Raw genomic sequence first — 18297 nt, 5'->3', positions numbered from 1 at the left:
GCGTTTAGCCAGATTTTTCTTTTACAAAATATTCATGATGTTCAAATCTTTTAGTTCTCATAAATATGTGGGCTTTCTTTACTCTTGATAAACCAAATATCCATAAAAATAACATGAAGGGAACGATTAAAATCAAATCAATTCCATTTATAAATAGTATACTATTATAAATACAGTGCAACACAAATGAAGTTAAAAATGAATAAGTAATTTCAAATTTTGCTGTTTTAGAATCTGTAAATTTAGCTCTTCCTAAATAATATCCCATCACTACACCAAATAATGCGTGACTTGAAACCGGAAGTAAAGCACGCAAAAAAGCCTGATCCATTCCATAATTTAATAAAAATAGTATATTTTCTACGGTTGCAAACCCAAGAGAAACACTAGCTCCGTATAATATTCCATCATAAGGATCATCAAACTCTACATGTTTATAAATAGCGATAATTAATATTAGCCATTTAAAAAATTCTTCTAACGCACTTGTTACTAAGGTTTGATGAACAAATATAGAGGTTAGTACTTTTTCTTCTTCTATTACATGTTGAATAAATAATATTGGAAAAGTTAATATAGCGCCATATATAAAAGTATGTAACAATAATTTTGAAGGTTCTTCTGCAATTTCTCTTTTTAAATAGAAATAACTTAAAAGCGCAAGAGCCGGAGCAATTGCAACGGAAAGTAGTATGAACATATTTTTTACTCCTTCCACTTAAATCATTTGCATCGACGTTATTTAAGCTGTACTAGTGCTTGAGGATGAAATATAAAGTAAATCTATTCCATTCGTTGAACACATATGAGTGAAGTCAATTTTTATTATACATTACATTTTAGATAATTTGTAAAAATTACGGAGGTATTTTTTTGAAAACTATATTACTAATTCATACTGGTGGAACAATTTCCATGCAGGTACAGGCAGAGACAGGAGCAGTTATACCGACAGATAATAATCCCCTTATATTTGAGGGAGAAAAACTAAAAGAACACGCAAATATTATTGAAATAGAAGCATTCAACTTACCTTCTCCTCATGTAACACCAAAAGAGATGCTCAATTTGAAGCAGATTATTGAACGTTATACTAAGGAAATGAAAATTGATGGTGTTGTTATTACCCATGGAACGGACACACTGGAAGAGACGGCTTACTTTCTAGACCTTACTGTGGAAACAGCCATCCCAATCGTTCTTACAGGAGCAATGCGCTCTTCCAATGAAATTGGATCAGATGGGCTATACAATTTATTGTCAGCAGTTAAAGTTGCATGTTCAGATGATGCAAAAGAAAAAGGAGTTCTAGTAGTATTAAATGATGAGATACACACAGCGGAAAACGTGACAAAAACCCATGCTAGCAATGTTAGCACATTCCAGAGTCCACAATATGGCCCAATTGGATTTATTTCTAAGTCAATTGTCCATTTTCATCATTCACCTAATCATCGTGCTGTGTTCCCTATTCAAGCTATCACGAAAAGGGTGGCATTATTTAAAGTATATGCGGGAATGGAGCCAGATTTATTAGAAGCTTCAATAAAATTAGGTTATGACGGGATTGTGTTGGAAGCATTAGGTCAAGGAAATGTTCCCCCAAACCTTGTTCCAATTATTGAAGAGATTTTAAAAAAGGAGATACCAATTGTGCTTGTTTCTAGATGCTTTAATGGAATCGCACAAGATGTATATGGATACGTCGGTGGTGGAAAAGGTTTAAAAGAAAAAGGTGTAATTTTCACAAAAGGTTTAAATGGACAAAAAGCGAGACTCGCGTTACTTATCGCACTTAATCATTCCGATCAAAGTAAAGCAATGGAGAATATTTTTTCAATCTAAGGAAAGTACAAACACCATTAAGTACAAAACCTTTTTTCAATTGTTTCTGAATGGCTTTGGACAGACTCGGGCAATATCTTTACCGAAAGCTATGTAAGAGGCAGGTCGTGACTGACATCACGACCTGCCTCTCTTTTCGGTAATATGGCTAACGACTGTCCGTATCTCTTAAAACATGGACGGTAAAAATAAAAAAACATTTTTAAATATGCTTTCTTAAGCGAAAGGACATTTAATTGCATTGTTGCTTTCTAGCTATTTCCTGAGCAATTTGCCCACCATGAAAACGACCGTTCTCAATGAAAATTTCATTTGCATTGTTACCAGCAGCAATAACACCCGCTATAAAAACACCTTTTACATTCGTTTCCATTGTCTCCTCGTTAATTGACGGCCTTCCTGTCACAGTGTCGATTTGTACTCCCATTTTTTCTAAAAAAGCATGATTAGGATGATAGCCTGTCATTGCAAATACAAAATCATTTTCAATTTGAAATTCACCATTTGGTCCCTTTAAAAATGCTTGTTGTTCATCTACGGCAAGGAATTCAGTATTAAAATACATATCAATTTCTCTATTCCGTACAAGCCCTTCAAATTCTGGTAAAATCCAAGGTTTAATACTTGAAGAATAATCACTTCCTCTATATGCAACAGTTACATTTGCTCCCGCTTTGTTCAACTCTAGAGCAGCATCAATTGCGGAGTTTTTGCCACCGATTACTAAAACATCTTGAGCAAAGTAAGGATGACCTTCTTTAAAATAATGAAATACTTTTGGTAATTCTTCACCTGGGATGTTCATATAATTTGGTTGATCATAATAACCTGTAGCAATTATTACGTATTGGGATGTATAGATTGCTTTCGAAGTAGTAACACGGAAATGATTTTCTATTTTTTCAACAGTTTTTACATGTTCATATTTATTTACTTTAATGTCCTTTAATTTTGCAACTTCTCTATAATAAACTAAGGCTTGATTTCTTTTCGGTTTTCTTTCTTCAACAATAAAAGGTACATTACCAATCGCTAATTTTTCACTAGTACTGAAAAAAGTTTGGTGTGTTGGATAGTTATAGATTGCTTCAACAATATTTCCTTTTTCAATAACAACATAATTTAATCCAATTTCTTGTATAGAAATTGCCGCAGCTAATCCGCATGGACCCCCACCAACAATTAGTACGTCAACATTTTGTTCCAACCTTAAAACTTCCTTCCATCATACTTCTAATTATTTTCGTCTACTTTTCCGAATAAGGTAATAATATGGCATTCTGACTTTGCCCCTAGTCTTAAAGGAAAACCTGTTGTACCAAATCCGTTACTAATCAGTTCTGCGCTATTTTCTTTTTGCCTAAACGTACCATTTTCATAAATACCAAATGGACCAAACCGTATCTGACCTCCATGTAAATGGCCAGCCAACAATAGATGTGGGCAAATTATTTTTTTGGCATTATTAAAGAATGCCGGTGCATGAGATACAAAAATAATAATATCATCTTTAGATACATTCTGAAATGCATCATATATTTTAACCCTACCATTAAATCCATCATTAATTCCAACAAGACGAATTATTGATTGACCATTAATTATTCCTGTAGATGTATTGTTTAATATGTGCACATCATATTCGTTTAACATTGAATTTAGTTGCTTTTCTCCTATTTCTCGATCGTTATTACCATATACATAATAAACGATACCTAGTTTACTTAACTGCCTAATGTTTGCCTTAGTGCGTTCTATAGGGACTCCTTTTTCGGTTAAATCTCCCCCAATCACGACTATATCTACTCTTCCTTGAAGAGAATTAATCAGTTTTTCTGGTATTTTTCTTCGATGAATATCTGAGATGAAAAATACATGAAACTGTTCCCCATCTTTCATTTCTTTAATGATGATGGAATGTTTTTTTACGTTAACTTGAAATGCTAAAGCCAGCATATATAAAAATAAAAGAACAATGAAGATTATAAAAAGTAAAATAAGATAATTCACTAAAAAATCCTCCTACTTAAACATACAAAAGGACAGGGATATCCCCTGTCCAGTATCATATTTATCGAGCTGATTATGAATCTTTAGAAATGTGTAATACACGAAATCCGGACTTTTCAAAATCCGCTATAATCTTATCTAGCTTCTCATCATTATCAATTTTTAATACAATTCTGCGTGCTAGTTTATCCGTTTCATCAAATGTAACTAATGAAATGACGGGTGTATGATATTTGTGTAATATATCGGATACTTTTAGTATTCGTCCTTCTGATTCAACAGAAGTAAATGTTATTCTTGTTCCCTTACTATTCATCCCAAATGCGCTACGGAATTGTGTAATCGTATCGTATCTAGTAACTATTCCAAGAAATTTACCCTCATCTAATACTGCTATGATTGGAAAATCATACAACTTTACTAATGCACTTTCAAAAACATCGTCGATATTTACGAAGATATCTTCTCTTACAACTACATCCATCACAGTCGTTTGGTTTAAGAAGATTTCTCTGTCGACTTCACTATAGAAATAGGCTTTGTATAAAAGATATTTATTAAACATTCCTTTATACATTCCGTTTTCAATTATCGGTAATGCATCAATTTCTTTCTGATCTAATTGTTGGAGTGCTTCCATCAAAGAAGCATTACCATTTACAGTTAAACATTTTTCTTTCGGAATCATTACACTTTTAACAAACATATAAGCACCTCTTCCATTACAGATTAATGATATATATTCGACAAATGTGTTTAATATCCCTTCTTCTATGTTTAAGGTAAGATGAGTTTTTGACCAGCTGAAATACTGTTAGATTTTAATCCATTTGCAGCTTTTATTTTTTCCACTGCATTAGGATCTTTATAATAATTAATAGCAATTCGATAGAGTGTCTCATTAGCTTGAACTATATGTGTTTTTTGCTGAGAAACTACTTTTGAATCTGTTTTTGTTTCTGTTTGTTGTTCTGTTTGTTGTTCTGTTTGTTGTTCGTTTTTTGGTTCCTCTACTTTAGAATCTTCATTAATTTCAGTTTGTGGTACAGTCTCTTTTGGATTTTGTTCTTCAACATTCTCCGTTTTATTCTCTTCTTTATCTTCTTTATTGTCATCTTTACCAGTATTAGAAATCGGTTTTGTTTCAACTGTAATGACACCTGGACTTGCAACGTCTTCTACTTTAGCAGTGTAGAAAAATTGAACATAAATAAAGATGCAAACGGGTATTAAAATAAAGATACTAAATAAAGTAGGGATTAGTAAATTTTTAGTTTTTTTCTTAGTTTTCTTAGAATAGGTAGATCTTCTAGTTCTTCTGGACTCCGTCATATCTTCCTCTAGACCAATTGACTGTCTATGTTCATCTATTTTTTTTTGGTAATCATCTTGTTTCATATTGTTCTAACTCCATTCATTCCTTCTTTTCTAATTCTATTATGACGAATTTTGTAGAAAAAGTAAACTTCCCAACAATATTCCTATGGAAGCAATTCATTTAGTCTGTTTTTCCAATTGAGTTGTTTTCTCTCTTCATCCTGTTCAATTCTTTTTGTAAGCACGCGATGAAGATCAAATGAACAAACAGAACAACAGTTTACCGGCCGTTCTTTTAATTGTTCGTCAAAATTATTTAACAGTTGCTCCCTTATACACTGTTCATTTCGAAACAGGTTAAACAGTTGCTGTATTTCGGTCCATTTCTTAGCTTTGATGTCATTAAATAATTTCGTAGTTTCTTGTTCCGTTAATATTTCTTTCCAATAATTTAAAATACGAAAAGTTGTTTCAGGGAGTTGTATTTCTTTATCCTCCGATTGATAGACAAGTTTTATATCATCTTCCTGAGGAAAGTCCTGCATTGCAACGTAAAAGGCTTGCTCGACATCTGAATTTGTAAATACAAGAGAGGCTATAGATTGTTCCCCATCCCTCGCGGCTCTTCCTATTTCTTGCATATAGCTAGCCATGGATGTTGGAATATGATCATGAATTATTTGTCGAATATTATTTTTATGTATACCCATACCAAAAGCATTTGTTGCACAAATCCATTCCAATTCACCTTGTTGAAACTGTTGCTGAATTAAAACTCGATCCTCTTGCTCCATTTTTGCATGATAAAAAGCTACTCTAACTCCTCTATTCCGTAATTCCTCTGCATAAAACTCAGTTTTTTTTCGAGATTGAGTATATAAAATCCCTGGCCCATTAGTTGCTAATATTCGACCTAAAATCCATGCTAATTTCTCTTGAGTATTTTCCAATTCTTGTACTTCATACGCAATAGAGGGACGATCTAACGAATGAATAAATTCATATGGGTCTTTCATATGTAAAGTACGTTTTATATCTTGTATAACTTTTTTCGTTGCTGTAGCCGTTAAAGCAAGAACTCGCAAATTAGGATAAGTTTTTAGCCATGTAGAAATTCTTAAATAATCTGGCCGAAAATCAAAACCCCACTGCGAAATACAATGAGCTTCATCCGCAACTATGTATGCTATTTCAATATTTGAAAGTGCCTTTTTAAAACGCTCATTTTGAAGCATCTCAGGAGAGGTGAATATAAATTTATAAGCTTGTAAATTTTGAAGTACGAATTCTTTTTGTTCAAAATCTAAAAACGAATTAATTGCTACAACTCGTTTTTCCCCCAACATTTTTAATTGTTCCACTTGATCCTGCATAAGTGATAATAATGGTGAAACGATAACAACTGTACCTTCCATCAAATAAGCTGGTAATTGAAATAATAACGATTTTCCCATTCCAGTTGGTAAAATAGCTACTACATCTCTTCCTTTTAGGACTTGTTGGATTATTTCTTCTTGCCCTTCTCGAAAAGAAGAGTAACCGAATTTTCGTTGAAGTATCTCAATTAACTTATCCATTTACCTCTTCTCCTTTCGTCAGTGCAATTCTTATTTGGAAATAACTAAGTTCCGGTAACTGCTCTCTAATCCTCTTAATTTTTTTTGTTTGTAACTTCCTGGATAAATGCAATACTTTTCGTATTTGTTCCGTAGAAATAAAAGAGATGAAAGGAAAATCTCGTTTTGCAGATACTATTTCAATTACATGGTCTTCAATTGTATTTAATTTTAAAGATCGCAATTCTGCAATTTTGTTGATATCATACCCTTTTAAAAATAACTCATAAGTTTTCATTGCCGTGTCAGTTAGCGGAGTAAGAACTTCAATATTTTCAGTAAGTATAAACAAGTCAGGAAATTTTTCGAGAGTCAACTTTTGTAAGATAATATGTAAGCATTCGATAAATAACAGTTTTAAATCAATAATTCTTTTATTGTAATGACGAGCAAGTTGCTCCCATGTGTTCCCACTTTTATCATTTCCACTTAGTCGATAAACAAATAACTCACGATGTATATCTTCAAAAATTGGGCTATCAATTAATTCCTCTAGTTGTTTCTTAAATGCAACAACAAATGTTTTGTCTTGAAAGTTCCTCTTTATTAAAAAGGACTTAACAAATTGATGAATTACTAGATTTTTTTGATTTGGAATAAACCTTCTTTCATTCGCTTGAAAATGAGACAATGTTTGTACAACTAGCTCAACTCTACCCCAAAAAATAAGTTCATTCCCTCTATATAGCCAACCATTATACAATGGTTTTCTCATTGAGTTAATCTGAAGTAACCCTTCTTCTGTTAGTAAAATTGTTGATTCATTCATTTTAATAAATCCATTTGATAGTAATGTTGAAATTTCTTCATCATATTCTTCTTTTGATATTTTAGGATAAATCGAGAAAAAAGGATGTAGATTAAAGTAAGTAACATCCTGAATAGTTTGTCCTGATTTTTTTCCTTTTAACAAATAAAATGGTGCTGTAGATGATCTCTCACCTTGAAATTTATAGATGATTAATAATAACAGTTGTTGAAAATACAATTGAAATACCTCTCAGATTTAATGTATTTTTGTTGAAATGTCGAGTAAACACCTTTAGAATGAATAAGATAGCTTATTCTTGTTAGTAGATATAAAGGAGAGAATATTGTAATGGCTAAATATACAATTGTAGATAAAGATACATGTATCGCATGTGGCGCTTGTGGTGCCGCTGCACCAGATATATACGATTATGACGATGAAGGAATTGCTTTCGTTATTCTAGATGATAACATGGGTACTGCTGAAGTACCAGACGAATTACTTGAAGATATGGAAGATGCATTTGAGGGTTGCCCAACTGATTCTATTAAAGTAGCAGATGAATCATTTGAAGGCGACGCATTAAAGTTTGAATAATAAACACTCTACACTTTGGAGTAAACCTTGACTCGAATAGGATACTTGGTGTTTTTATGGAGGATTTGGAAGTGACTACATCACTTCCAAATCCTCTTTTTTCGGTAATATTTCCCTCGAGTTTGCCCGCCTTCCTCTCGATTTGTGTGTTGTTAAGTTGCTTAAGATTCGGATAACTAGAGATATAATACCCCTCCTTTCAAGAAGAATAGCATATGAATGTCGTTGATTTCCGTTACGTCGGACGCTTTTCGCGGGCATGGCTTCAGTCTCCTTTGGCCAACACTATGTTGGTCACAAAGACGTTGCCAGACGAGGTGGCGCTCTTAGACTTTATTCCTTTGTGCGATCCTGGGGGGACTTCCGCTCATGCACCTGCCGCGGAAGTAGCCGCCTCCTCTTCAATCAACTCGTAGTACTTTTGGAGTGGCGAGAGGAGATAGAAAACAACTTTTCAAAAGGAAATAGCTTCCGAGATTGAATGACAGAAACAACTATCTACACTTCCTTCCCTATTTTTTCTCTGTTTCCGCTTGCCTTATAAGCAAATGAATGTACACCAGTTCATTAATTGAGCGAAATATATTCTTTACTTATTAAGATTCTTGATTGGAGCGGAAGGCGGCGACTCCTAGGGGATTAGCAAGCAAATCAAGACCCTGGACTGAGTGAAACGAGGGAAGCGGCTTGATGCTTGCCACCTGGAAAGCGCCCGCCTGCAGCGGAAATCAACTAGTATGTATGAGACGATTTATAATTGCTTAGTACGATAGATGACATTTAAATGCTATGAACATTTGTTAGGGAGCTACATTTTATCCAGATGCACAAAATTTCACCTAAATTTTAAAAAGCAATAGCATCCCTTATTCAACAACCATACAGAATTGCATGATCATCAGGTTCTTTGAACGATTTCCGGCTAAATCTTCTTGTTAGGTACTACTCACTTAATGGATTGTAGTGAAAGGTGGCGACTCCAGTCGGAGGCCAACAGGATGTTGGTCATGAAGGCGTTGCCACACGATGTGGCGCTCTTAGCCTTTGTTCCTCTGTGAGACAGATGAGCCTTAACAACGAACGCGTAGCGGAGCCCCCGCGGAACGCGTCCACCTGAAACGGAAATCCGCGGTGTTATCTAATTCTTAAAAGCACTATGAACACTGGTTTCGTAGGACGAAATATACATTCCTATCTTTAAATAAAAGGTCGTTTCTCTTAAAAAGAGAAACGACCTTTTTTTAGTTAATATCGGGAATGCTGAATGTTCTGTTTACCTTATCTAGCAATGGCTTCATTCGCTTAAATAAGACTATCATTACAATCGTCACTAATATGCCCTTTATAAGATTAAACGGTAAAATACCGAAAATGATCGAGTTAAATAGAGCAGTACCTGTCTCCATCGGGAAGTTCAAAAAATAGGAATACATAGGTAAAAATACAAAATAATTAAGTACACTCATCCCCATTGCCATAGAAATAGTTCCAGAGGCTAAGCCGTACATAATACCTTTTGAAGATGATGCTTTGCGATAAATTACATATACCGGTGTTAAAAATAATATACTTGTTACAAAGTTAGCCATATGCCCTACTGGAACACCGGTAGGACTACCAGAAAACAACCAATCTAATACATTTTTTAAGAATGCTACTAGAATACCTGCAATAGGACCCATTGTAATTGCAGCAATTAATGCTGGTATATCACTAAAATCTACCTTTAAATAGGCTGGTAACACTGGTAACGGAAATGCAAGTAGCATCAATACAAACGAAACACTACTTAACATCGCGATTGCAATAAGCATTCGCGTCTTACTTTTTGACATTATACACTCTCTCCTTTTGCGATTCACTCCACAAGAAGAAAAGTTCAGAACGTATTCCATACTCAAAAAATCCCTTAAGCAAAAATGTTGCTTAAGGGAGAAACAAGGCACACTAAAATAAGCGTATCCGTACTAGAGTATACGAAAAACGACTGTACCTTCACCTTCTCCCATCCAGACTATACTGTCGGCTTTGGAATTTAACCAAATCCTGCCTTAACGGCTCGCGGGCTCAAGAAAAAAATCTTCTAATACCGCCGATCGGGAATTACACCCTGCCCCGAAGATGAATCAATATTATTTTTCTTCAAGAATAATATCTTGAATTAATACCATCTTAACAAAAATAAAATAGACGTGCAATACAACTGCTTCAATATGGATGAATAAAAAGAATGCTAACCATTGATATTGTTCATGGCTAGCATTCAAAAGAATTATTTTTCTTCCATAATAAAACCGTTAGGACCTAATGGAATTGGAAGGAATTTTGATAAATCAAATTCTGCCCATTGCTGTTGTACAACATTTTCTAACTTTACTTCTGTTCCAAAGCTGGCAGCTGTAAGAGCAAATGCTTCAATTAATCTCGTTGCAGCAAAAGAATCCATTTTTTTAAAATCTAGTGGATCGGTAAATCGAATAATTGCTTTACCGCCAACATTAGAATAGTCATACGTAACATTGGATGGAATGACTGAAGTATATATGTCGTTATTTGACTCTTTCATTGCCAAAAATGCTTCTGAGATAGAATCGTACTTAGCACTAAAATTAGGTGATAAATAGCTCTTTCCACTTTGGGCAACGTAGTTAAAATAATTATGATGACCTAGCTTCCCATCCAATTTACTTGGTTCATTCAGAGTCCCTACCTGATTCCACTCAATTAGTGAACCGGCTTCATTTACAACTTCAATGGAATCGAAATCGTTAAATATTTCATTAATTGAACTCCAATATGGTCCTAGTGTACCTGAAGCAATGTCATATCCATGGTTCTCAGGCAAATAATGCTTCAAAATCTTGCCTTCCGCGATGAAGTTTCCTTTATACGGATGATATTCATCAAATCCCAATGCTTCTTCGTCAATTCGGCTACCATAACGTTCATATAATTGAATACTACTCGGAATCATGTTAGGAAAATCTTTTTCCATTTGTTTCTTTGGAATTATTATTGTAATTGGAACAGATAATGCATTCTCTATTAACGAAAAATGAAATACTGTTCTCCCATTTAAACTTTCTTCATAAACAGATGTGGTTTTATTCAACGGGACTAACTCTAAATGGGATATATCTAAACTAGACATCGTCATCATAGAATCAGATGATTTAGCTTCCGTGGCATCATTTGTAATGGATGCTTCCTCGGTGGTATCCATTGAACGCATGTCTAACTTCTTACTACTATTTTGTTCTATATTTTTATTTGATATTTCTTCCGACATAGATGATTCTTTGTCATTAAAAAAGGAAGACACTAAAAACGTTAGAATAAGGATGGAGGCAATAGAAACAGCAAAAGGTAGCCACTTTGATAATGTTACACGAGTAGTTCGTCTTTTTTCATTATTCTTTTGATTTTCTATTTCCATTTTCACCCGTTCATACACATCTTCTTTAGAACGTTGATCTGTAAATTTGGGCATATTATTTAAAAGCTCATCTAGTGCTTCTTCATCTTTTTTCCATTCACTCATGATGAACATTACCCTCCTTTTCTGTTACAGACAATCGTTCACGAAGAGCTTTTATCGCTCGATGCTGAGTAGTTTTTACTTTCCCTTCTGTCCAGTTTAAAATTTGAGCTGTTTCAGCAATGGAAAGTTCCTGAAAATAACGCATAATAATAACCATTTTTTGATCCCCTGTACAATCATCCAATGCGATGAGTAAAGACCTCATTTCATCGTTTAATTGCACCGAATCTTCTGGAAGCATTTCAGTCGAAGCAAGCTGCATTGTTTCCCAATCAAAAGACTCGAACAACCGTTTTTTCCTTACAGTTTGTTTCCTAAAATGATCAATGGCAACATTTTTCGCGATTGAAAAAAGCCATGTTTTCTCTGAGCTCTTCCCTTCAAATCTGCTATACGCCTTAAGAACACGCACATATACCTCTTGGACCAAGTCTTCCGCAGTTTGTCTATTTTTAACCAAATAGATGAGAAACTGAAAAACGTCTTGATGATAACTATCATACAAGCGGTGGAAAACGGAGTCATTCATATGCTCCCCCCGTTCTTTCAATTAGTCGTTTATGAACCTTTTTTGTTTCACTTCATCATGGGCAATCTAATAATGAATTTTGTACCAACGCCAAGTTCACTTTCTACAGACAAATTACCATCATGACGCTCCACAATATTTTTAGCGATAGCTAGCCCAAGACCGGTTCCACTTTTCCCTCTAGTTCTTGCTTTATCTGCTTTATAGAAACGTTCAAATACATAAGGAAGGTCTTCATTCGGAATACCATAGCCTGTATCTTCCACCTCAACGATCAATTGATTGTTCCGTTGAAATAATCTCACGTTTACTGAGCCCTTTTCTTCCGTATGCCGCAATGCATTATCGATTAAGTTCGTAAGTACTTGCTCCATACGATCCTCATCTATTTCTAGAAATAGTGGATCTATAAGTTTTTGTTCAAAATTTAATCGAATACTTTTTTCCTTTGCTATTTGGTCAAACTTTTGTGTAATTCGTTCAATCGTTGGAATTATAGAGACTTTCTCTTTGAAAATACTTAAATATCCCGACTCTAGACGAGCTAAATCTAAAAGCTCTGTTACTAATCTTCCCATTCGTTTCGACTCATCATAGATAATACGAATCATTTCTTTTCTATCTTCTTCAGTAGTAACTACATCATCTATGATTGCTTCGCTATACCCTTGAAGCATGGAAATTGGTGTTCTAAGTTCATGTGATACATTGGCAATAAAATCTGAGCGCATTTTGTCTAATCGATGCTGTTCGGTCATATCTCTAAGAACAACAACTGCTCCCCTTACCGAGTCTTTACTATAAAGCAAACTAATAGATATATCGAAGTAGGATCCTTTAATCTCAAGCTCTTCTTCTAATTCTTCTTCAAAATTAAATACATGATCAAGTAAATGATATAACTCCGCAGGTAAGTGAGATTTATCCGTTGTTTCATTATCAATATTCCATTTTTGAAAGAGTTTATCAGCTTGTGGATTACTAACCAGTACATTAAAGTCTTTGTTAAATGTAATAACTGCATCTGTCATAGAAGTTAAGATATTAGAAAGCTGTTCTTTTTCTTGGTTAATTACTTCCACATGATGTTTTAACTGTCTGCCCATTCGATTAAATGCAGAACCTAGCTCGCCTATCTCATCCCTTTGTAGTTGAGGAACTTTCGTCTCAAAATTTCCTTTAGCTAATTCTAAAGCAGCTTCTCGCATCGTTCTTAAGGGAGAGGTAATTCTGGAAGTTAAAAAGAACGAAAACATGGTAGTTAATAGTAATGCAATAAAACCCGATAAAAAAACTATTCTCGTTGTATGATTTGAAGTTTTGTTTACGACTTCTAAGCTTTGATAAATAAATACCGCTCCATGAACTTCTTTATCAGACTCAAAGGGAGAGGCTAAAATAATATAAGATTCCATTTGGTCTTCTTTTGTCATAGATGGCATTAACATTTTTTTAATAATTGTTTTATTAGATATATAAACTTTCGTAAGGTCAGGATCTTTCAATAATTTATCCTTTATCACATCTTTGTTTAACCCATCATGAACCGATAGAAAAACAGATTCAGAGTTTCTGACGATTAAAGCGTTTGTTTCTGCTCCTAGAATATCTTTTATGATTTGAAGGGAATCTTCCACTTTATCGTATTGTTCAACTATTTTTCCAATCGTTGCTGCCTCTTGTCTTAATGTTTCTTCTGCTTGTTGAGTATGAAAATTCTCCAGAAACTCTAACATTAAAACGGTTACAATAAACAACACAAATAAAACGAGAAGCAGTATGGTTCCCCATAGCTTCCCGACAACACTATTCCAAATTCTATTCATTGACAATCTCAAATTTGTAACCCACACCCCAAACGGTTACAATCATTTTCGCAGATTTTTCAGAAACTCTATTTAACTTCTCACGCAAACGTTTTACATGTGTATCTACAGTACGAAGATCGCCGAAGAAATCATAATGCCAAACTTCTTTCAGCAATTGTTCCCGATCAAATACTTTATCAGGAGCCTTCGCCAAGAAATAGAGTAATTCGTATTCTTTCGGTGTTAAACTAACCTCTACTCCATCCGCTGTTACACGGTGAGCATCGTGGTCAATCGTTAAGTGAGGGAATACAACAATATCTTTTGATGTAGACGTTCCTTGCACTGGGGACAGCACGGAAGACCGTCTTAGTATAGCTTTAATGCGCAAAACTACTTCCCTTGGACTAAATGGTTTCACTATATAGTCATCTGCTCCTAGTTCAAAACCTTCTACTCTGTTTGCCTCCTCACCTTTAGCAGTTAGCATAATAACAGGGGTTTCTTTATGTTCACGCAATTCAGTAATAACTTCTATACCATCTTTTTCAGGCATCATGATATCTAATAATATACAACTATATTCATTTTCTAATGCAAGTTGTAAAGCAATTTCACCATTTTCTGCTTCTTCAACTTCATAGCCTTCTCTTTCTAAATACATTTTCAACAAGCGACGAATTCGATCTTCATCATCCACTACTAAAAGTTTAATCATTTCAGACATATTTATCATACCTCTCTATCAACTTCTACTATATATTGTACAGTTTGTGTTCACAAAATGAAAGAAGCTCACACCTCTTTAATGAAGAGATATGAGCTAAAAGGTTTTAAGCATAAGAATGTAAACCAGCAATGATTAAGTTTACGGCAACTAAGTTAAACATAATAATGATAAATCCTATTAATGCTAACCAAGCAGATTTCTCGCCATGCCAACCTTTTGTTAGACGTAGGTGTAAGAATACTGCATAAAAAAGCCATGTAATAAGTGCCCAAACTTCTTTAGGATCCCAACCCCAAAATCTAGACCAAGCTTCATGTGCCCAGATCATCGCGAAAATTAACGCTCCAAGTGTAAAAACAGGAAATCCAATAAGAACCGAACGATAACCTATCTCATCCATAAATTGAGAGTTTGCTCTTCTCGCAAATGGTTGAAGTATTGCTGCAATCCGTTTACGTAATATTAAACGTAGTAATAGATACAATACGGTTCCAAAAATAACAGACCAAGTTACGATCGTCAGTTTTTTTGCATTTACAAGTGGTGGCATTTCTACTAATGGAACCATAGCATTCTCTGTAATTGCTTCGGATTTATTCATCCCGAAAATAGGAGGCATATCATATTCAATTTTAGCTGTTTTTTCTTCTTTATCTACATAATTATATTCTGCTTTATAGTCTGCTAAAGAGAAAGATGTAGTTGCAACAACAAATCCTAGAACTAACACACCTACGTACATAACTGCTTCTATCCAAAAGCGTTGTTTGGATTTCTTAGTTAAATCAATATTTTTTAATAACCAAATCAAACCTGCCACAGCACTGATTGCTAAAATTGACTCACCAAGTGCTGCCGTTATTACATGGACTGTTAACCAATAACTTTTAAGAGCAGGTATTAATGGAGTAATGTCTTTTGGAAACATGCTTGCATAAGAAATAATTAAGATAGCGATAGGTAATGCAAAAAGACCTAGAGCTGGAATTCTATAAAGAAAGTAAATTAAGATAAATGCACCAACGACCATCATACCGAAGGCAGTTGTAAACTCAAACAAGTTACTTACTGGTGCGTGTCCAGCAGCAATCCATCTAGTAATAAAATAACCAATATTAGCGATAAAACCAAGAATAGTTACACTTATTGCTAATTTACCCCAACGTTCAAAAGACTTTGAAGACTCAGAGCTTGACCCCTTTACTGCGCCTCCAAATAAAAAGGTTGCTATTAAATAAGCGACAAACGCAATAAACAATAAGGAACTACTAAGTGATACCAAATCCATAAAATTATACCCCTTCCTCTTTTTCTACTTTAGAATCTAAATCTGATTGATCATCATAAGGTGGAAGAATCGCTACTGCTGACAGAGCATCTAAATCTTTTCTTATGCTTAGCCAGTTTTTGTTTGTATGAGCAGCAATTACAACTTGTCCATTTTCTAGTAGCTGCAACCAAATACGACGATGGTTCCAATACGAACCTTGGGCTACTCCAATCATGAAAATAAGTCCTCCAAGTCCAAGAATCGGAAGTGTTAAATCTTTTCGTATTGTTAATCCAGAGACGTCTCTTGTTTCAACACTTTGGAAAGCAATTTTATGTTTAGTTTCACCAAGTGGTTCTAGTGTTTCTTTTATCATAACAAAGCTTGTTTCACCTTTTGGAAATTCAGGACTATACATTTTCACTAAAAATGCTGGGTTGTTTGGAAGCGGAGACTTTGATTGTGGAACTCCATTTTCAAATCCTGTAAAGTCCGCATAATAATCCAATATTTCTACTTTATAACCATTTTTCAAATCATATTCAGGTTGAGGATTTGCTAAATTAATAGTGAAATCTCCAAAGGATTCTTTCGTAGCTTTATCCTGCAATTGAAATGTCATAGATTTTAACTCATCCAAACGGAAGTCCATTTGAAACACGGAAAAGTTATTAAATTTAAGAGGTTTATTAACTTGAATAGATGCATCTTTTACAAATTTTAAATCCTCTGGTTTACCTGCTACTGCATCGTCTGAACCTTTATATAAGGTAACATCCGTTTGATAATTTTTTGCGATTGAACCAACTCGGTCAATGGCTTCACCATAAACAGCTGCAGATTCTTCTTTTGTATAAGTCTCATAAATAAATTGTTTACTTTCTAAGAAGTACCCATCCGTTTTGGGTATATGTAGAGTTTCCCCTTCTCTTAGCCACATAGTTTCATCGACATAAAAACCTGGGATAGCCCGCAACATAACTCCAAATAAAAATAGAATTAGACCAAGATGATTGATATAAGGTCCCCATCTTGAGAAACGTCCCTTTTCGGCTAAAATAGCATTTCCTTCGCGTTTCACTTTATAATGCATTGTTTTTAACTTTTCTTCCGCCTTATTTAGTGATTCACTAGGAACTTCTACTTGCCCAATCCCATAGATTCGTTGTCTACTTAGAAAACTAATGTGTCTTTTCGTTTTTTGTTTCTTTAAAGATTTATAAAGAGGAATTACTCGGTCTAAACTGGCGATAACTAATGATATCCCTAGCATACCAACTAAGGTTTGGAACCACCAGGAGCTATATAAATCAGATAACCCTAATTCATAATAAACTTTTCCGAAAGTTCCATAAATTCTTTCGTAATATGCAGCGATATCCGCTTCATTAGAAGCTGGAACATAAAAAACTTGAGGAAGTATTGTTCCTATTGCGGCTGCAACTAATATTAAAACAATAATCCACATACCAACTTTTACACTAGAAAAGAAATTCCATATTTTATCGATTATTGTTCTGTTATAAGTTTGAGAACGCCTTGCAGAACCTTCATATCGCATATCTACAAGTTTCTTTTCTCTTACATCATTGTTTAAAGGACGTCCACAGCTTTCACATAATTCTGTACCAGCTGGATTTACGTTCCCACATGTACATACTATTTTGTCCATTCTAACGAACTCCTTTAGGAAGGTTTAACCTGATCCATAAAATTAGCAATATCTTGCTCAGTCATTTGGCCTTTAATAATTTTTACAATTCGGCCATCTGGATTAATTAAAAAAGTAGTAGGCAATGGGTCAATATTGTATAATTCCATTACACTTTTATTACGATCTATTGCAATTGGGAATGTTAATCCAAACCGTTTTGCAAAACTATTTACTTTTAAATCAGATTCGCCTATATTGATAGCAAGTGTTTGAACACCTTGATCCTTATAGATGTTATATTGATTGTCCATAGCTGGCATTTCAGTAGCACATGGCTTACACCATGTTCCCCAAAAGTTTAAGAAAACCCCTTTTCCCTTATAATCTGACAGTCTATGCTCATTTCCTGTCATATCAACCAAGGCAAAATCTGGAGCTTTATCGCCTACTTGAAGAACTGTAATTTTATCTTTATTCAAGTTCGAATACACAGTAAATACAATTGCCAATGTAAGCACTACCAAAATTACGGTTCTTATATATAACCGCTGTTTTTTAGATTGAGCCATTTCTTTTCCTCCAATTCAAAGCATAACCGTCATTTATTATACCAAAATAAATAACGGTTA

The 18297-nt window shown here is 34.3% G+C and carries 17 protein-coding genes and 1 riboswitch; of the genes, 2 read left to right on the top strand and 15 right to left on the bottom strand.

All coding sequences use genetic code 11. The features are described from left to right. Positions 1-4: 4 nt before the first annotated feature. Positions 5-700 carry a glutamic-type intramembrane protease PrsW gene (gene prsW, locus ACFVR1_RS02775; protein ID WP_387580083.1) on the bottom strand — a complete coding sequence of 232 codons (696 nt, stop codon included), beginning with the start codon at positions 698-700 and terminating at the stop codon, positions 5-7. A gap of 173 nt (positions 701-873) precedes the next feature. Here prsW and ACFVR1_RS02770 point away from each other — a divergent pair, with 173 nt between their 5' ends. After that, positions 874-1845, top strand: coding sequence for an asparaginase (locus ACFVR1_RS02770; RefSeq protein WP_387580081.1), 972 nt, complete (start codon positions 874-876; stop codon positions 1843-1845). Positions 1846-2077: 232 nt separating this feature from the next. Here ACFVR1_RS02770 and ACFVR1_RS02765 read toward each other — a convergent pair whose 3' ends face one another. From ACFVR1_RS02765 to ACFVR1_RS02740, 6 genes are all read right to left on the bottom strand, one after another. Beyond that, positions 2078-3052, bottom strand: a complete 975-nt coding sequence (locus tag ACFVR1_RS02765) for a YpdA family putative bacillithiol disulfide reductase (protein WP_387580079.1) — start codon at positions 3050-3052, stop codon at positions 2078-2080. A 26-nt stretch (positions 3053-3078) separates the two neighbouring features. Further along, the gene (locus ACFVR1_RS02760; RefSeq protein ID WP_387580076.1) at positions 3079-3855 is read right to left on the bottom strand and encodes a metallophosphoesterase; all 777 of its coding nucleotides are present in this window, start codon (positions 3853-3855) and stop codon (positions 3079-3081) included. A gap of 73 nt (positions 3856-3928) precedes the next feature. Then, positions 3929-4561 (bottom strand): CBS domain-containing protein, encoded by a 633-nt coding sequence (locus ACFVR1_RS02755; RefSeq protein ID WP_387580074.1) that lies wholly within the window; start codon positions 4559-4561, stop codon positions 3929-3931. Positions 4562-4632: 71 nt separating this feature from the next. Next, entirely contained in the window at positions 4633-5253 is a 621-nt protein-coding gene (locus tag ACFVR1_RS02750; RefSeq protein ID WP_387580071.1) for a LysM peptidoglycan-binding domain-containing protein, read from the bottom strand. A gap of 83 nt (positions 5254-5336) precedes the next feature. Continuing rightward, a complete protein-coding gene (locus ACFVR1_RS02745) occupies positions 5337-6749 on the bottom strand; it encodes a RecQ family ATP-dependent DNA helicase (protein WP_387580068.1) in 1413 nt (470 codons plus the stop codon). After that, positions 6742-7776 (bottom strand): YpbB family protein, encoded by a 1035-nt coding sequence (locus ACFVR1_RS02740; RefSeq protein ID WP_387580065.1) that lies wholly within the window; start codon positions 7774-7776, stop codon positions 6742-6744. Before ACFVR1_RS02740 ends, ACFVR1_RS02745 begins: the two co-directional genes overlap by 8 nt. 111 nt (positions 7777-7887) lie before the next feature. Between ACFVR1_RS02740 and ACFVR1_RS02735 the strand changes: the two genes are divergently transcribed. Next, the gene (locus ACFVR1_RS02735) at positions 7888-8136 is read left to right on the top strand and encodes a ferredoxin (RefSeq protein ID WP_151699613.1); all 249 of its coding nucleotides are present in this window, start codon (positions 7888-7890) and stop codon (positions 8134-8136) included. 1241 nt (positions 8137-9377) lie between these two features. Here the strand turns inward: ACFVR1_RS02735 and ACFVR1_RS02730 are convergent. From ACFVR1_RS02730 to resA, 8 genes are all read right to left on the bottom strand, one after another. Continuing rightward, positions 9378-9971 carry an ECF transporter S component gene (locus tag ACFVR1_RS02730; protein WP_387580062.1) on the bottom strand — a complete coding sequence of 198 codons (594 nt, stop codon included), beginning with the start codon at positions 9969-9971 and terminating at the stop codon, positions 9378-9380. Positions 9972-10129: 158 nt separating this feature from the next. Next, positions 10130-10263, bottom strand: a riboswitch (FMN riboswitch). A 145-nt stretch (positions 10264-10408) separates the two neighbouring features. Beyond that, complete coding sequence (locus ACFVR1_RS02725; protein ID WP_387580060.1) at positions 10409-11677, bottom strand: hypothetical protein; 1269 nt, start codon at positions 11675-11677, stop codon at positions 10409-10411. Next, complete coding sequence (gene sigX, locus ACFVR1_RS02720) at positions 11670-12206, bottom strand: RNA polymerase sigma factor SigX (RefSeq protein ID WP_387580058.1); 537 nt, start codon at positions 12204-12206, stop codon at positions 11670-11672. The genes ACFVR1_RS02725 and sigX overlap by 8 nt, the downstream gene beginning before the upstream one ends. Positions 12207-12253: 47 nt before the next feature. Then, a complete protein-coding gene (locus tag ACFVR1_RS02715) occupies positions 12254-14032 on the bottom strand; it encodes an ATP-binding protein (RefSeq protein WP_387580055.1) in 1779 nt (592 codons plus the stop codon). Next, positions 14025-14741: a response regulator transcription factor gene (locus ACFVR1_RS02710; protein WP_387580053.1), complete on the bottom strand. Its 717-nt coding sequence runs from the start codon at positions 14739-14741 to the stop codon at positions 14025-14027. Before ACFVR1_RS02710 ends, ACFVR1_RS02715 begins: the two co-directional genes overlap by 8 nt. 106 nt (positions 14742-14847) lie before the next feature. Further along, complete coding sequence (ccsB, locus tag ACFVR1_RS02705) at positions 14848-16032, bottom strand: c-type cytochrome biogenesis protein CcsB (RefSeq protein ID WP_387580050.1); 1185 nt, start codon at positions 16030-16032, stop codon at positions 14848-14850. A 4-nt stretch (positions 16033-16036) separates the two neighbouring features. Then, on the bottom strand, positions 16037-17686 hold the full coding sequence (gene resB / locus ACFVR1_RS02700) for a cytochrome c biogenesis protein ResB (RefSeq protein WP_387580048.1): 1650 nt from the start codon (positions 17684-17686) through the stop codon (positions 16037-16039). A 14-nt stretch (positions 17687-17700) separates the two neighbouring features. Further along, positions 17701-18237: a thiol-disulfide oxidoreductase ResA gene (gene resA / locus ACFVR1_RS02695; RefSeq protein WP_387580045.1), complete on the bottom strand. Its 537-nt coding sequence runs from the start codon at positions 18235-18237 to the stop codon at positions 17701-17703. Positions 18238-18297: the final 60 nt, after the last annotated feature.

It is taken from the genome of Psychrobacillus sp. NPDC058041 (assembly GCF_042885655.1).
Lineage (GTDB): Bacteria > Bacillota > Bacilli > Bacillales_A > Planococcaceae > Psychrobacillus.
Note: the sequence above shows the minus strand (reverse complement) of the source record. Positions and strands in the feature narration are given on the sequence as shown.

Coding starts and splice junctions, on each gene's coding strand:
- prsW (WP_387580083.1), bottom strand. CDS start 700: ATGTTCATACTACTTTCCGTTGCAATTGCTCCGGCTCTTGCGCTTTTA.
- ACFVR1_RS02755 (WP_387580074.1), bottom strand. CDS start 4,561: ATGTTTGTTAAAAGTGTAATGATTCCGAAAGAAAAATGTTTAACTGTA.
- ACFVR1_RS02750 (WP_387580071.1), bottom strand. CDS start 5,253: ATGAAACAAGATGATTACCAAAAAAAAATAGATGAACATAGACAGTCA.
- ACFVR1_RS02745 (WP_387580068.1), bottom strand. CDS start 6,749: ATGGATAAGTTAATTGAGATACTTCAACGAAAATTCGGTTACTCTTCT.
- ACFVR1_RS02735 (WP_151699613.1), top strand. CDS start 7,888: ATGGCTAAATATACAATTGTAGATAAAGATACATGTATCGCATGTGGC.
- ACFVR1_RS02730 (WP_387580062.1), bottom strand. CDS start 9,971: ATGTCAAAAAGTAAGACGCGAATGCTTATTGCAATCGCGATGTTAAGT.
- ACFVR1_RS02725 (WP_387580060.1), bottom strand. CDS start 11,677: ATGAGTGAATGGAAAAAAGATGAAGAAGCACTAGATGAGCTTTTAAAT.
- sigX (WP_387580058.1), bottom strand. CDS start 12,206: ATGAATGACTCCGTTTTCCACCGCTTGTATGATAGTTATCATCAAGAC.
- ACFVR1_RS02715 (WP_387580055.1), bottom strand. CDS start 14,032: ATGAATAGAATTTGGAATAGTGTTGTCGGGAAGCTATGGGGAACCATA.
- ACFVR1_RS02710 (WP_387580053.1), bottom strand. CDS start 14,741: ATGTCTGAAATGATTAAACTTTTAGTAGTGGATGATGAAGATCGAATT.
- ccsB (WP_387580050.1), bottom strand. CDS start 16,032: ATGGATTTGGTATCACTTAGTAGTTCCTTATTGTTTATTGCGTTTGTC.
- resB (WP_387580048.1), bottom strand. CDS start 17,686: ATGGACAAAATAGTATGTACATGTGGGAACGTAAATCCAGCTGGTACA.
- resA (WP_387580045.1), bottom strand. CDS start 18,237: ATGGCTCAATCTAAAAAACAGCGGTTATATATAAGAACCGTAATTTTG.